Source organism: Geodermatophilus sp. URMC 64 (assembly GCF_053502555.1).
Genome location: NZ_CP199955.1, coordinates 2,890,346 through 2,904,539 on the forward strand (window position 1 = coordinate 2,890,346; position 14,194 = coordinate 2,904,539).

General features: G+C 72.7%; 12 protein-coding genes. 6 read left to right on the plus strand and 6 right to left on the minus strand.

Going from position 1 to position 14,194, the window contains the following annotated elements:
* Nucleotides 1-25 precede the first annotated feature (25 nt).
* On the plus strand, nucleotides 26-736 hold the full coding sequence (locus ACWIYF_RS14140) for an NRDE family protein (RefSeq protein ID WP_448623461.1): 711 nt from the start codon (nucleotides 26-28) through the stop codon (nucleotides 734-736).
* A 99-nt stretch (nucleotides 737-835) separates the two neighbouring features.
* On the opposite strand, the gene ACWIYF_RS14145 is transcribed toward ACWIYF_RS14140, so the two are convergent.
* Nucleotides 836-2,308, minus strand: a complete 1,473-nt coding sequence (locus tag ACWIYF_RS14145; protein ID WP_448623462.1) for a hypothetical protein — start codon at nucleotides 2,306-2,308, stop codon at nucleotides 836-838.
* 626 nt (nucleotides 2,309-2,934) lie between these two features.
* Here ACWIYF_RS14145 and ACWIYF_RS14150 point away from each other — a divergent pair.
* The 4 genes from ACWIYF_RS14150 to ACWIYF_RS14165 all read left to right on the plus strand — a co-directional run bounded on the left by ACWIYF_RS14150 (nucleotide 2,935) and on the right by ACWIYF_RS14165 (nucleotide 8,225).
* A complete protein-coding gene (locus tag ACWIYF_RS14150) occupies nucleotides 2,935-4,335 on the plus strand; it encodes an ATP-binding protein (RefSeq protein ID WP_448623463.1) in 1,401 nt (466 codons plus the stop codon).
* Nucleotides 4,336-4,367: 32 nt separating this feature from the next.
* Nucleotides 4,368-4,853, plus strand: coding sequence for a Fur family transcriptional regulator (locus ACWIYF_RS14155; protein WP_448623464.1), 486 nt, complete (start codon nucleotides 4,368-4,370; stop codon nucleotides 4,851-4,853).
* Complete coding sequence (katG, locus tag ACWIYF_RS14160; protein WP_448623465.1) at nucleotides 4,846-7,038, plus strand: catalase/peroxidase HPI; 2,193 nt, start codon at nucleotides 4,846-4,848, stop codon at nucleotides 7,036-7,038. Before ACWIYF_RS14155 ends, katG begins: the two co-directional genes overlap by 8 nt.
* 74 nt (nucleotides 7,039-7,112) lie before the next feature.
* The gene (locus tag ACWIYF_RS14165; protein WP_448623466.1) at nucleotides 7,113-8,225 is read left to right on the plus strand and encodes a hypothetical protein; all 1,113 of its coding nucleotides are present in this window, start codon (nucleotides 7,113-7,115) and stop codon (nucleotides 8,223-8,225) included.
* Nucleotides 8,226-8,250: 25 nt separating this feature from the next.
* On the opposite strand, the gene ACWIYF_RS14170 is transcribed toward ACWIYF_RS14165, so the two are convergent.
* Both ACWIYF_RS14170 and ACWIYF_RS14175 read right to left on the minus strand, forming a co-directional pair.
* Nucleotides 8,251-8,439, minus strand: a complete 189-nt coding sequence (locus ACWIYF_RS14170) for a hypothetical protein (RefSeq protein WP_448623467.1) — start codon at nucleotides 8,437-8,439, stop codon at nucleotides 8,251-8,253.
* A 38-nt stretch (nucleotides 8,440-8,477) separates the two neighbouring features.
* Nucleotides 8,478-9,227, minus strand: coding sequence for an alpha/beta fold hydrolase (locus tag ACWIYF_RS14175; protein WP_448623468.1), 750 nt, complete (start codon nucleotides 9,225-9,227; stop codon nucleotides 8,478-8,480).
* 224 nt (nucleotides 9,228-9,451) lie between these two features.
* Here ACWIYF_RS14175 and ACWIYF_RS14180 point away from each other — a divergent pair, with 224 nt between their 5' ends.
* Entirely contained in the window at nucleotides 9,452-12,031 is a 2,580-nt protein-coding gene (locus ACWIYF_RS14180) for a DUF4062 domain-containing protein (RefSeq protein ID WP_448623469.1), read from the plus strand.
* Between the two features lie 13 nt (nucleotides 12,032-12,044).
* Here ACWIYF_RS14180 and ACWIYF_RS14185 read toward each other — a convergent pair whose 3' ends face one another.
* The 3 genes from ACWIYF_RS14185 to ACWIYF_RS14195 form a co-directional block, all read right to left on the minus strand.
* The gene (locus ACWIYF_RS14185) at nucleotides 12,045-12,521 is read right to left on the minus strand and encodes a response regulator (protein WP_448623470.1); all 477 of its coding nucleotides are present in this window, start codon (nucleotides 12,519-12,521) and stop codon (nucleotides 12,045-12,047) included.
* A gap of 160 nt (nucleotides 12,522-12,681) precedes the next feature.
* Nucleotides 12,682-13,116: a hypothetical protein gene (locus ACWIYF_RS14190; protein ID WP_448623471.1), complete on the minus strand. Its 435-nt coding sequence runs from the start codon at nucleotides 13,114-13,116 to the stop codon at nucleotides 12,682-12,684.
* 30 nt (nucleotides 13,117-13,146) lie between these two features.
* Complete coding sequence (locus ACWIYF_RS14195; protein ID WP_448623472.1) at nucleotides 13,147-14,031, minus strand: helix-turn-helix transcriptional regulator; 885 nt, start codon at nucleotides 14,029-14,031, stop codon at nucleotides 13,147-13,149.
* Between the last annotated feature and the right edge of the window lie 163 nt (nucleotides 14,032-14,194).

Consider the following 14,194-nt stretch of genomic DNA (forward strand, 5'->3'; position numbering starts at 1 on the left):
TCGCCGGCCTGGCAGCATCGTCGGCGTGTGCACCGTCGTCGTCCGCTGGTCCGACGGCCGGCCGGTCCGGATCCTGGCGCTGCGCGACGAGCTGACCACGCGCGAGTTCGACGACCCGGGCCGCTGGTGGCCGGAGTTCCCGGACCTCGTCGGCGGCCGCGACCGCGTCGCCGGCGGCACGTGGTGTGCCAGCGACGTCGCCACCGGGGTCACCGCGCTAGTGCTCAACCGGCCGCAGAAGCGGGACGCCGACCCCGGCGCGGCCAGCCGGGGGGTGCTGCCGCTGCTCGCCGCCGCGCACGGCGAGAACTGGATCGCGCACGCCCGGCTCGACGGGATGGCCAGCTTCCTGCTCGTCCTCGCCACGCCGCACCGGCTGACGACCTGGGACTTCGACGGCACCGGGCTGCGGACCACCGAGCACGGCGAGGGGACGACGATGGTCACCTCCGGCGGCCCCGAGGACCGCAAGGCAGACCGGTACCTGCCTGCGTTCACCGAGGCCCCCGCCCCGGAGGGGTGGCGCCGGCTGGTCGCCGACGGGCCGCCGCAGGACGACCCGGGCGCCCTCGTCGTCCGCCACGAGAAGGACGGGCAGGTCTACGCGACCGTCTTCGGCGAGCTCATCGAGGCCTCCCCCGGCCGGCTGCGGCTCGAGTTCAGCCGGCGGCCGTGGACGCACGACCCGTGGCGGACGGTCGAGGCCGGCTGGCCGCCTCCGGCGGCGAGCACGTAGAGGTCGCCACTTGCGCCGCCACCAAGCAACCGCACTCGACGATCGGTAAGGGGCAGCCCTGTGGCGGCGTCTATCCCACGGCCGAGGGTCGCTGGCTCGTCATTCCGCCGCGCGCGGCGCGACAGGCTCGGCTTCCGGTTCGACGGCGCCCGGGGCAGGAGGTGCTACCTGTTGCGCGATCCGCTCGGAGGCGGATGGGCGTGCCCGGGAGTGACCGATCTTGAGCAACGATTTCTCGACGCCCGCCGACTCCGTAATGACCTCGTCGACCTCCCAATCCCTCCTGCTGCGATCCTCATCGACGACGTAGTGATAGATGAGGGTTCCGCCGAGACTCTCCCGCAGACGGGTCCGGAGAGTCTTCCCGTCGTTCACCATGTCCACCGTGCCCCCACGACCGTCCGGGGTGGCCCACACAAGACTTGCCTTCTCCGCGATGACGCCGTCCGGGATCAGGAAGTCGAGTTGGACTTCGGATCGGGACCACGGGCGCATTCTCGGTCGCCAGAAAATGCATTCGTAGAATCGCCGGACCAGTACAGCAGATTTTATCCGGGCATCGATGTGTGGTAAGAAGTCATGCATGTACGTGTCCGAATGGGCAGCGTACAGGACGAAGGACAGATAGGCGAAGACTGCGAGAAAGAGCGCCACTTCCAGAAGGGCATTCGTCAATATGATCTCCCGACCGAGGAACTCCTGGACATAGATCTCGGTCAACGGAGACTCGCTGGTGGCTCCCGCGAATGCCGCCTGCGTATCCAACGGCAGGGCGAGAACGCCGAACAGCAGGATGAAGAATACGAGACTGGTGCATGTCGCGAGGAGCTGCAGGTTCTGAGCGAAGACCAGGAGCAGGAAGATGTTGAGTTTGATCCGCCCTGGCATCTTTCGGCTCGCGCGCTCTTCCCGAGGGACCGCCAACTCCTGGAGAGGCCCTAGCTCAGGCCGATCCTGGGCCAGGTCCTTCAGCTTCTCTTCTTCGCGGGCCCACCCCTCGGCATCCAGTGGCTGACAGTAGTTCGCAACGAGCCGGGCGAGGTGCACGCCCTGCGCGAGCAACCCCAACAGGAATAGGGCGCCAGGCGCCAAGAAAGTGAAGCGACCGTCGAGCCCGCGAGACATCTGCCAGATCTCGGCCGTAAAGAAGAACAGAATCATCGCGGTGAGGAGGATCGGCATGGCGCGTGCCACCACGCCCACGAGGTGGGGCACCTGCCCCAGCGACTCACCGAGGGCCCACCTCAGCAATGGGAGGACCTTGATCCGGGCTTCGAGGAGTCCAAAGAGGGCGAACAAGGCAAGGTTGAGCGAAAGGGCCGCCACGAACCCCACGACGTCGACCCCGTAGAGCAGCGCTGGCAGAGCTGGCAGCGTCAGCGTCAGCCACAGCACAACTGACCGACGCGGGTTCCTCCAGAAGGCCAGGCAGAAGATGGTGCCGACGAGAAGAGCGGGACCGGTGAGCGGAGCAATGATCGCCAGTGCCCCGGCTTGGTCCTCGCGCAACCCGAGGATGACGCCCTCAACCATGAGCAGAGCAAGGAAGATGAATCCGAAGTACATGCTCATCGAAGGGCTGTCGGCTGCCCGGCAGAAAAGCGGGAAGCCCTGCGACGCGAACCACCGCTCGACCTCCTGACGGGTCGTGCGGTCTACGGAACCAGGTGATGACACCATGATCGCCTCCGAGGCGCGCCCCAGCAATTGTCGCGGCATCCTCCAGGAGGCATCAAGCTCGCTCCGGATACCCTGGTCACCGCGCCCCTTGGACGGACATACGGCGTTCCGGCTCCCCGTCTTCGCGGCGAATCAGGTCGGCGCTTGTTGCTCCTACTACGCAATCGCCCTTGCAATGTCGAGCCGGGAGTTCCCAACCCTGGCCAGGGCATGGCCAGACATCGACGAGGCCGTCCGGGCCGGATGCGGCTCGAGTTCAGCCGGCGGCCGTGGACGCACGACCCGTGGCGGACGGTCCACGCCGTTCCGGACTCTCACGGATCGATTCGGTCCGAACACGGTACGTGACGGCGCCGAAGCCGGTTGCTGCGTCGTCGATGCCCGGGCCCGGCGGGGCATGGACAACGGTCCCGTGACCCGCATACTCCGCCGGACTCTGGTCCCGCGGGGTGCGGGACCGGCTCGTGGACGGGGGGTGACGCGCGTGTCCGCGCCGCGGGGGCATCGGGTGGCGGCCCATGGCGGGTGAGCCGGCGGGGCCAGGGCGCTCGTCGTGGCCGGGCCACCGGGCCCTCCGCATCCTGCGCCCCTGGCGGGGCACCTCGGTGCGCCGGGAGATCGTGCTGTTCATCAGCACCGCGGTGTGCGCGTTCCTCGCGGTGGGGACCGGCGCCTACGTCTTCAGCGGGAAGATCGCGCGGGACACCGCGCTGCTGCAGGCGGAGCGGTCCGCCGACCGCATCGCCTCCTACATCGTCGGGCCGCTGCTCTCGAGGGTGCTGGCCGGGGAACCCGAGGACCGCCGCGACCTCGACCAGGTGGTCGCCGCCACGGCAGGGGACGGCACGGTCACCGCGGTGCTCGTCTGGCGGGACGACGGGACGATCGTCTACGCCAGCGACCCGGACCTGGAGGGGCAGCGGTTGCCGCTGTCCGAGGACCTCGCCGCGGCCATCGACGGCCGGGTGGTCTCCGGCTTCGAGCCCCGGTCGGAGGTCTACGGGGCGGCCCGGGGGGCGCGGCCCTACCTGGAGGTCTACACGCCGCTGCGGCTGACCGGCCGGGACGAGCGGTACGTGCTGGAGGTCTACTTCGACACGTCACGGCTCGACCGGGACGCCGCGCTGTTGCGGGCGCGCATCGTGCCCGTGGCGATCGGCGCCCTGGTGGTCCTCCAGGCCGCCCAGATCCCCATCGCGGTCTCGCTGGCCCGGCGGCTGCGCCGGCACGAGGCGGAGCGGATCGACCTGCTCGAGCGCCACCTGGCCGGCTCCGACCGGGAGCGGCGCGAGATCGCCGCCGGGATCCACGACGGGCCGGTGCAGGACCTCGCCGGTGTCAGCTACGCCCTCACCGCCATGGCCCCGACCATGTCCGAGGAGGCCGCCGGGAGGGCCGCCCGCCTCGGCGACGCCGTCCGCCGCGCGGTCGCCTCGCTGCGCCACCTGATGGTCGACATGTACCCGCCCGACCTGAGCGGCGCGGGCCTGGCCACGGCCCTGCAGCACCTGGCCGACCCGCTGCGGGACAGGGGCGTGTCGGTCCACGTCGAGGGCGAGGCGCCGCCGGGGACGTCGTCGCTCGCGGCCGACGTTCTCTACCGGGTGGCGAAGGAGGCGCTGGTCAACGTGGGCCGGCACGCCTCGGCCAGGACCGTGCTGATCCGGCTCGAGGACGCCCTGATGGACGGGCGTGCCGCGGTGCGGATGACCGTGTCCGACGACGGCGTCGGGTTCCCGCCCGCGCCGCCCGGCGACCGGCGGCGCACCCCGCGGGGCCGCAGCCTCGGGCTGCAGTCGGTGCGCTACCGGGTGGTCCAGGCCGGGGGCACCGTCGCCTTCGGGAACCGGGAGGACGGCGGTGCGGAGATCGACGTGCTGCTGCCGGCGGATTCCCCGGACACTCCGGCCGTCGATTGATCCGTTCCAGAAATGGGGCCAGACTTCCGACCGTGCCGACGGCGCCGGACTTCGAGTCCCTGCTGCGCGAGGCCGCTCTGCGGGTGACGCGCCCTCGGGTGGCGGTGCTGTCGGTGGTGCACGACCACCCGCACGCGGACACGGACTCGATCATCGCCGCCGTCCGGCGGGACTTCGGCGAGGTGTCCCACCAGGCCGTCTACGACGTGCTGCGCGCGCTGACCGCCGCGGGCCTGCTGCGGCGGTTCCAGCCCACCGGCTCGGTCGCACGCTACGAGGCCGAGGCCGGGGACAACCACCACCACGTGGTGTGCCGGTCGTGCGGGGCGATCGTCGACGTCGACTGCGCCGTCGGCGCCAGCCCGTGCCTCACGGCCAGCGACGACGCGGGCTACGAGATCGAGGAGGCCGAGGTCATCTACTGGGGCCGATGCCCCGAGTGCGCCGCGGCCCGCCGCCAGCAGCTGTCAGAGGAAACCCGACACGAGGAACAAGAGGAGAGGAATCCAGGTGCCTGACAAGGACGCGCCGCGGACCCCCAGCGAGAGCGAGAATCCCGAGATCCCGTCGCCCCAGCCGAAGGCGCACCGGCCGCAGACGAACCGCGACTGGTGGCCGAACCAGCTGGACCTGTCGGTCCTGCGCCAGCACAACCCGGCGGCCAACCCCATGGGCGGGGACTTCGACTACAGACGGGCCTTCGCCGAGGTCGACGTCGAGGAGCTCAAGCGCGACGTCCGGGCGGTCATGACCGACTCGCAGGACTGGTGGCCGGCCGACTTCGGCCACTACGGCGGGCTGTTCGTCCGGTTGAGCTGGCACGCCGCCGGCACATACCGCATCGAGGACGGCCGCGGCGGCGCCGGTTCCGGCGCGCAGCGCTTCGCCCCGCTCAACAGCTGGCCGGACAACGTGAGCCTGGACAAGGCGCGCCGGCTGCTGTGGCCGGTGAAGAAGAAGTACGGCCAGAAGGTCTCCTGGGCCGACCTGATCGCCTTCGCCGGGAACGAGGCCATGGAGTCGATGGGCTTCCAGACCTTCGGCTTCGCCTTCGGGCGCGAGGACATCTACGAGCCCGAGGAGATCTACTGGGGGCCGGAGGACACCTGGCTCGGTGACGAGCGCTACAGCGGCGACCGCGAGCTGTCCGGTCCGCTGGGCGCGGTGCAGATGGGCCTGATCTACGTCAACCCGGAGGGGCCCAACGGCAACCCCGACCCGCTCGCCGCGGCCCGGGACATCCGCGAGACCTTCCGCCGGATGGCGATGAACGACGAGGAGACCTTCGCGCTCATCGCCGGCGGGCACACCTTCGGCAAGACCCACGGCGCCGCGCCCGCCGACTACCTCGGACCCGAGCCGGAGGGCGCGCCGATCGAGGACCAGGGCCTCGGGTGGAAGAACAGCTTCGGCAAGGGCGTGGGCCGCGACACCATCACCAGCGGCCTCGAGGTCACCTGGACGCAGACGCCGACCCGGTGGAGCAACTACTTCCTGGAGAACCTGTTCGGCTTCGAGTGGGAACTCACCGAGAGCCCGGCCGGCGCCAAGCAGTGGGTCGCGAAGGACGCCGGGGACGTCATCCCCGACCCCGAGACCAACGAGCCGGCCCGCAAGCCGACGATGCTGACCACCGACCTGTCGCTGCGGTTCGACCCGGTGTACGAGCGGATCGGCCGGCGGTTCCTCGAGCACCCCGACGAGTTCGCCGACGCCTTCGCACGGGCCTGGTACAAGCTGATGCACCGCGACATGGGCCCGGTGTCGCGCTACCTCGGCCCGTGGGTCCCCGAGCCGCAGCTGTGGCAGGACCCGGTGCCGCCGGTCGACCACGAGCTGGTCTCCGGCGAGGACGTCGCCGCCCTGAAGCGCACGCTGCTGGAGTCCGGCCTGTCGGTTCTGCAGCTGGTCACCGCGGCGTGGGCCGCGGCGGCGAGCTACCGCCACACGGACAAGCGCGGCGGGGCCAACGGGGCGCGGATCCGACTGGCGCCGCAGAGGAACTGGGCGATCAACGAGTCGGCCGAGCTCGACACGGTGCTGCCCGTCCTCGAGCGGATCCAGCAGGAGTTCGGTGCCGGTGGGAAGCGGATCTCGCTCGCCGACCTGATCGTGCTGGGCGGGTGCGCGGCGGTCGAGAAGGCGGCGCGGGACGCCGGCGTCGAGATCACGGTCCCGTTCTCCCCGGGGCGCACCGACGCCGCGCAGGAGCAGACCGACGTCGAGTCCTTCGCCGTCCTCGAGCCGCGGGCGGACGGGTTCCGCAACTGGGTCCGGCCCGGCGAGAAGCTGCCCGCCGAGACCCTGCTGGTCGACCGCGCGTACATGCTCTCGCTCACCCCGCCGGAGATGACCGTGCTGGTCGGCGGCATGCGGATGCTGGGCGCGGGCAACACCTCCCACGGCGTCTTCACCGACCGGCCCGGGGTGCTGAGCAACGACTTCTTCGTCAACCTGCTCGACATGCGCTACGAGTGGAAGCCGTCCGCCACCGCCGAGGAGAACGTCTACGAGGTCAGGGACCGCGCCACGGGCGAGGTCAGGTGGACCGCCACCGCGGTCGACCTGGTCTTCGGCTCGAACTCCGAGCTGCGGGCCCAGGCCGAGGTCTACGGCGCCGACGACGCGAAGGAGAAGTTCGTGCGCGACTTCGTCGCGGCGTGGGACAAGGTGATGAACCTCGACCGGTTCGACCTCGCCTGAGCCCGAGGTCGGGGCCGGCCGCGCCGCGGCCGGCCCCGGCCCGCTCCGGCACCGCCGAGGCGAGGAGGGCGCGCATGGCTCCGCGCACCGCGTTCGCCCTGGCCGGGCTGGGCGGGAGCAACGCCCACGGGGCCGGGTTCCTGGCCGCGGCCCAGGCGCTGGCCCGCGAGCGCGGGGAGCGCAACGGGCTGCTGCCGGGCCTGGAGATGATCTCGTGCACCTCGGGCGCGATCGCGAGCACCGCCCTCTACCTGCGCGGCGAGGACCTGCGCGCCGACCTGGAGCGGCGCATCGCGGCGGCCGAGCGGGCCCGCACCCGGTGGTGGCCGACCTCGGAGCAGACCCCCGAGCAGGCCGCCCTCGCCACCGTCCTGGTCGGCGTGCCCGGCGTGTTCCGCGGCCTGCTGCACTCCCTCCCCCGGCACTACCTGGGCGCGGCGATCGACCTGGTCCGCGCGGGGATCGGCTGGCGGCGGCCGCCGACCGTGGAGGAGCTCACCGACTACCTGCTGCCGGCCCGGGTGTTCACCCCGGTCCTGCCGGACGAATTCTTCACCCGGACCGCCGAGCTGTTCACCGGCGCGCCGATCGGCGTGGTGTTCAACAGCTACGCGCCGACCCGGGACGTCGAGTACCTGCACGTGAACGAGGCCGGCCTCGCGCGGATCCGCGAGTACCACGACCCGGCGGCCGCCTACGACCGCGGCGGCGGGCGCGTCCGGTACCGCCGCATCACGGCGCGGGGGCTGCGCGAGGCGCTGTGGCTCTTCTACTACGGCTTCCGTGAGGACGGCGTCCTCGACGGCGCCTACGCGCGCTCGGTGATCCTCGACGAGCTGACCTTCGCCGACTACCTCTGGGCGGTGCGCCCGCTCAACCGCAGGTGGCTCGGCCCCGTGCCCAGCAACCTGCTCGCCGTCCTGGACCTGCAGACCGAGCTGTGGATGAACACCTCCTACCGGGAGCAGGTCCGCGCGCTGCGGGTGATCGGCCGCCTCGGCGAGCCGGGCCGGCGCGAGCTGCGCGAGAAGGACCGGAAGAACCGCGACTTCCACCCGATCCACCTGCACGAGGTGGAGCTGCAGCGGCAGCGCGGCTTCTGGACGTACTTCGTCGAGGACATCAGCGTGTTCGACGAGGCGCGCGACCTCTCCTACGCCCGGCTGGCCGAGCGCTACCCCGGGTAGCCGCGCGCGGCCACGGTGGGTGAGATCAGGGGCTCCCACCCATCCGATCCATCAGCGTGGTGAGCTCGACGCCGACCGACTCGAAGGCGGCGGCGGCGACGTCGAAGCTGACCGGGTAGTCGAGGGCGAGCAGCCGCGCTTCCTGCTCCGGGCGGAGGCGCATGATCGGCAGCAGGTGCTCGACGTGCTCGCGGGTGACCACCCAGCGGCTCATGTCGTTCACGGCGACCCCCAGAGACCGGGAAACCGGACTCAGGCCATGGCCGGCGTCGCCGCCTCGACGGCCTGCAGGATGAGCTCCGTCGCGGCCTCGGGCTGGGACACCATCGAGGCGTGGGAGGCCGGCACGGTCCGGATCCTCGCGTTCGCGCGCTCGGCCATGAACCGCTGCGTCGCGGGCGGGATCGCCTTGTCCTCCGTGCAGAGCAGGTACCAGCACGGCACCGTCTTCCACGCCGGCGGGCCCGAGGGCTCGTAGAACCCGGTGCCGCTCCACGGCCGCTGCGTCGCGGCCATGACGTGCGCCGTGTCTCGGTCGACGTCGGCGCAGAAGACCGCGGGGAACTGCTCGGGGTCGAGGTAGAGGTCCTGGCCGGCTTCGCTGCCGTCCGGGCCGGTGAACGGCTGGGGCCGCAGCGCGGGCCCGGCGAGGCTGCCCTCGCCGAACTGCTCGAAGACCTGCGCGATGCTCTCGCCCTCGTCGGGCATCCACCCGCTGAAGAACACCAGTGCCTTGACCCGCTCGTTCCCGGTCGCGGCGGCCGAGATGACCGCGCCGCCGTAGGAGTGGCCGACGAGCACCAGCGGACCGGTCAGGGTCCGCAGGAAGTCGGCCAGGTATCTGGCGTCGTCGGAGAGTCCGCGCAGCGGGTTGGCGAACCCGACGGCGCGGAAACCCCGGTCCCGAAGGGCCCGGACCTCCGCTGCGAAGCCGGAGGCGTCGGCCCACGCCCCGTGGACCAGGACGATCGTCGGCTTGGTCTCGCCGGATTGGGTGGTCATGTCGGCTCCTCCCCTGCGACGGGCATGTGAGGGAGCCGAGGCTCCTCCCGCCCGCAGGGACCCGCCAGACCGTCGCGGGACCGGAACCGGCGCGTCACAGCGGTCGGTGGATCGCCGTCTGCGCAGCGGCAGGTCCGCCGTCGCGCGACCGGGAAGGGCTATCCCCGGGAACCCGCGCAGCGACACGATGGCACCCCGCCTCCCGAACCGTGTCGAGGACGAGCATGACGGTCGACGAGCAGGAGAAGGTCGCGATCCGGACCCCCGACCAGCGGCTGCGCGTCTTCGTGAGCTCCACGCTGGCCGAGCTCGCCGAGGAACGCGCGGCGGTGGCCCGGGCCGTCACGGCGCTGCGGCTGACGCCGGTGATGTTCGAGCTCGGCGCCCGGCCGCACCCGCCGCGGGAGCTGTACCGGGCGTACCTGGCGCAGTCGGACATCTTCGTCGGCCTGTACTGGCAGCGGTACGGCTGGATCGGTCCCGGCATGGACATCTCGGGGCTCGAGGACGAGTTCCGGCTCTCCGGCTCCCTCCCGCGGCTGCTGTACGTGAAGTCGCCCGCCCCCGACCGGGAGCCCCGCCTGGCGGCGATGATCGACGAGCTCCAGTCGGAGGGCGCCGACTCCTACCGGTCCTTCCGCACCCCGCGGGAGCTGACCCGGCTGGTCCGCGACGACCTCGCGCTGCTGCTGAGCGAGCGGTTCGCGGCCGCCGACGTCGACCACGACGTGTCGCCCGGGACCCCGGACCGGCCGACGGCGCGGTCCCTGCCGGTGACGTCGACGTCCTTGATCGGACGCGAGCAGGACGTCGACAACGTCGCGGCTCTCCTGCAGACGCCCGGCGTGCGGCTGGTCAGCCTGACCGGCCCCGGCGGCGTCGGGAAGACGCGGCTCGCGATCGCCGTGGCGGAGCGGCTCGGCGACCGCTACCCGCGCGGAGCGGTGTTCGTGCCGCTGGCCTCGATCGCGGAACCGGCGCTCGTGCTGCCGCGGATCGCCGCCGTCGTCGGTGCCGCCGTCGACGACGCCCGCCCGGCCCTCGACGTCCTGGTCGAGCACCTGGCGGACGCCCCCACGCTGCTCGTGCTGGACAACCTCGAGCAGGTCGTCGGCGTCGCCCCCGACCTCGACCAGCTCCTCGCGCGGTGCGCCGGCCTCACGATCCTCGCCACGAGCCGCACCGCGCTGCGGCTCCGGGCCGAGCGGGAGTACCCGGTCGGCGCGCTGGTGGTGCCGGCGTTCCCGCGCCCGCCGGACGTCGACGAGCTGGCCGGCCTGCCCGCCGTCCGCCTCTTCGTCGACCGCGCCCAGGCGGTCCGCTACGACTTCGCCCTGACCGACGGCAACGCGACCACCGTCGCGGAGATCTGCCGGCGCCTCGACGGCCTGCCGCTCGCCATCGAGCTGGCGGCGGCGCGCAGCCGGCTGCTGGACCCGAAGGCGCTGCTCGCCCGGCTCGGCAGCCGGCTGGATGCCCTGGGTCCCGGGCCGGTCGACCTGCCCGAGCGCCACCGCACCCTGCGCGCGACCGTCGAGTGGAGCGTGGGGCTCCTCCAGGACGACGAGCGGCAGATGCTGGCCACCCTCTCCGTGTTCGTCGACGGGTGGACCGTCGACGCCGCCGTGCACGTCGCCGGCCTTCCCGAGGACCGGACGCTCGACCTGCTCGACGTGCTGTCCGCGCACAGCCTCGTGACCATCGACGTCACCGACGCCGGACCGCGGTTCCGGATGCTGGCGTCGGTGCGGGAGTTCGCCGCCGAGCGCCTCGCCGCCCGAGCCGACCTGGCCGACGTCGAACGGCGCCACGCCGCCTACTTCGGCGCGCTCGTGGAGAACGCCGACTGGCCGACCGAGCGGCAGGGCGAGTGGGCCGAGCGGTTGCGGACCGAGGAGGAGAACCTGCGGGTCGCCGTCCGCTGGTTCCTCGGGCACGACATCGCGCGGCTGCCGCACCTGTTCCGCATCCTCTGGCTGTTCTGGGAGATGCGCGGTCGCATGCCGGAGGCGCGGGCCTGGATCGCCGAGGTGCAGCTCCGGGCCGACGCGCTGGACGACCGGGCCCGGGCCGAGCTGCTGCTGACCTCGGCCGTCACCGCGGTCGAGGTCGGTGACGACGACGGCGCGCTCGCCGCCGTCGACGGGCTGCGGCGGCTCTCGGGCAGCATGGGCGACCTCTACCTGGAGAGCGCGGCCCGGCTGGCGATCTCCTGGATCCTGCCGATCAGCGACGACTTCGACGGTGCGCTGCGGACGGCGTCGTCGGCGCTCGACGACCTGCGCCGGCAGGACGAGCCCTTCATGGCCTTCGCCGCGCTGACGGTCGGGATGGTGGAGACGACGCTCGGCCGGGACGACGACGCCCGCGCGCACCTCGCGGAGGTCGTCGAGCTCGGCCGCCGCCTGGACAATCCCTGGCTCACCTCCACCGCGCAGACCCAGCTCGCCCGCCTGGCCGTGCGGTCCGGTCGACTCGACGAGGCGCGCGCCCTCCTGGACCGATCGGTGGACGGCGGCGAGGACGCCGAGGTGAGCACGCTCGTCCTGACCTTCGCGCTCGTCGCCGCGGCCCAGCTCGCGCAGGCCGAGGGTGACGCGCGGCGTGCGGCGACCGCCCTGGGCGCGGCCGACGGGCTGCGCCGGCGCGGCGGCCTGCGGGCCTGGCCGTCGACGCGGCGCGGCGAGGCCGAGCTGGTCGGCCGCGTGGCGCGGGAGATCGATCGCGGGGACTACGCCGAGGCCTTCGCCGCCGGTGCCGAGCTCGGTCACCGCGAGGCGGCGGCTCTCGTCCGCGGTCGCTAGTCGCTCCGAACGGTCACCGCAGGACGCGGAACCGCCGGGGGCACTCGTCCACGTGGGGCGACGGGACCGGCGGGAGCGGCCGGTCCGCCAGCATGGCGGTGGCCAGCGGGTGCCAGGCCGTCCGGCCGGCGGCGACCGCCCGGACGTGGCCGGGCAGGTCGGCCGGGTCGTCGTCCTTGAGGAGGTAGCCGGCGACCCCGATGTCGCCGGCCTCGCGGGCGGTCGCGGCGGTGAGGCCGCCCGTCAGGACGACGATGCGCACTCCCGGGTGGTCGGCGAGCACCGCGCGGGCCGCGGTCAGACCATCCACCCGGGGCATCTGCAGATCCATCAGGACCACGTCCGGCGTGGTCCGCTCCACGGCGGCGACGACTTCATCGCCGTCGGCACACGAGCCCACGGGCTCGATGTCCTCCGTCGCGCAGAACAGGTCGGTCAGTGCGTCCCGGATGAGCTGGTGATCGTCGACGATCAACACGCGCGTCGGCATGGGGGGCTCCCTCAGCTCGGGCCCCCGGGCTGCCGGTTGAACCGCGGGGAAGAAGTACGCACAGCCTGTCCGTCCTGTCGTGCGGCGGACAGCCCACGCGGCGGGGGCGCCCACTCCCCAATCCTCGGGTGTGCCCGCGCGCATGTCCGGTGACGACCGCTCAGCCCTCTCCCGAGTCCGACCACTGCAGCCGGTTCTCCAGCGTTGCGTCGAGGGCGACGGACTCCCCGTCGCGGGCACCTCTGCCCAGCTGGAGCGACGGCGGGGTCGGTTGGAGCGCGGCGGTCCGCCGGCGGCCGAACCGCACCGGCGGCACGAGCAGCACGTAGAAGCTGCCGTCCACGCCCACGCCGACCGAACGGTCGCGGAGCAGGTACCACCCCGTGACACCGGTCCGGTAGCGACCGCGCCCGGACCACGGACGAGCCGTCAGTTCCTCGGTCGGCAGGCCCGCCTCGGTCGCCCGCGCGACGAACCGGTCGATCAGCACCTGGGCCTTGGCCGCCTCCTGCTCGCTCCGGAGCCGCTGCGCCTCAACGTGGTAGTTGGCGCGCTCGGTGAGCTCAGCCCGGCGCTGCGCCGCGTTCTCGGCCATCGGCACTCTCCGTCCGCGTGCGCCCGTGGGTCAGGACAGGTGGGCCGGGGTGTCGTGCGGCTGTTGCGCGTCGGTCGCAGCCCAGCTCGCCAGGAGCATGAGGCCGTCCTCCGACGGCGTTCCCGGCTCGGCGGTGTAGACGGTCAGGTGCAGGTCCCCGTGGCCCTCGGTGGGCAGGGCCATGGAGTGGTAGACCAGGTCCAGGGTGCCGACCGCCGGATGGCGGAACTGCTTGATCCCGGTGCGGTGGATGCGCACGTCGTGGGCCGCCCACCGGGTGCGGAACTCCTCGCTCACGGTGGACAGCTCACCGACGAGCTCGCGCAGGTCCCCGTCCTCGGGGTCGCGGCCGGCCTCGGTGCGCAGGATGGCCACCGTGGTGTTGGCCGCGCCGTCCCAGTCGGGGTGGAACGCACGGGCCCGTGGGTCGAGGAACTGGAAGCGGGCGATGTTCGGCGGCCGGCGCGGGGCGTCGAACACCGGTGAGTAGAGCGCACGCCCGAGCGTGTTGGCGGCGAGGATGTCCATGCGCCCGTTGAGCGCGATCGCCGCCGACGAGCTCATCGAATCGAGCAGCCACTGCACCCGCGGCCGGACGCTGACCTTGCCGCGTCGCCGGGTCGCGCGGGACGGCTTGGCGGCGCGGGCGAGGTTGAACAGGTAGAGCCGCTCGGCCTCGTCCAGCTGCAGCGCGCGGGCGACGGCCTCCAGGACGTCCTCGGACACCCCCGCGATGTGCCCCTTCTCCAGCCGGATGTACCAGTCGGTGCTCACCCCGGCCAGGACGGCGACCTCCTCGCGGCGCAGCCCGGGCACCCGCCGTCGACCACCGCCGGGCAGCAGCCCGGCCTGCTCGGGGCTGATGCGGGCGCGCCGGCTGGCGAGGAAGTCGCGGATGTCGGAGCGGTTGTCCACCCGACCGACGGTACGGCGATCGGCCGCCGGAGGGAGGTCGAGCTGGTCCTCCCACAAACGCGACCTCCCGCGCCCGCGGAAGGCGGCGTTTCGTGGTGCGCAGGGCCGACCCGGTGGCCGGACTGCAGCCCCCGTCGGCCACCGGCCGCGCACCGCCCCGCCG

Coding starts and splice junctions, on each gene's coding strand:
- ACWIYF_RS14145 (WP_448623462.1), bottom strand. CDS start 2,308: ATGAGCATGTACTTCGGATTCATCTTCCTTGCTCTGCTCATGGTTGAG.
- ACWIYF_RS14150 (WP_448623463.1), top strand. CDS start 2,935: ATGGCGGGTGAGCCGGCGGGGCCAGGGCGCTCGTCGTGGCCGGGCCAC.
- ACWIYF_RS14165 (WP_448623466.1), top strand. CDS start 7,113: ATGGCTCCGCGCACCGCGTTCGCCCTGGCCGGGCTGGGCGGGAGCAAC.
- ACWIYF_RS14170 (WP_448623467.1), bottom strand. CDS start 8,439: ATGAGCCGCTGGGTGGTCACCCGCGAGCACGTCGAGCACCTGCTGCCG.
- ACWIYF_RS14175 (WP_448623468.1), bottom strand. CDS start 9,227: ATGACCACCCAATCCGGCGAGACCAAGCCGACGATCGTCCTGGTCCAC.
- ACWIYF_RS14180 (WP_448623469.1), top strand. CDS start 9,452: ATGACGGTCGACGAGCAGGAGAAGGTCGCGATCCGGACCCCCGACCAG.
- ACWIYF_RS14185 (WP_448623470.1), bottom strand. CDS start 12,521: ATGCCGACGCGCGTGTTGATCGTCGACGATCACCAGCTCATCCGGGAC.
- ACWIYF_RS14190 (WP_448623471.1), bottom strand. CDS start 13,116: ATGGCCGAGAACGCGGCGCAGCGCCGGGCTGAGCTCACCGAGCGCGCC.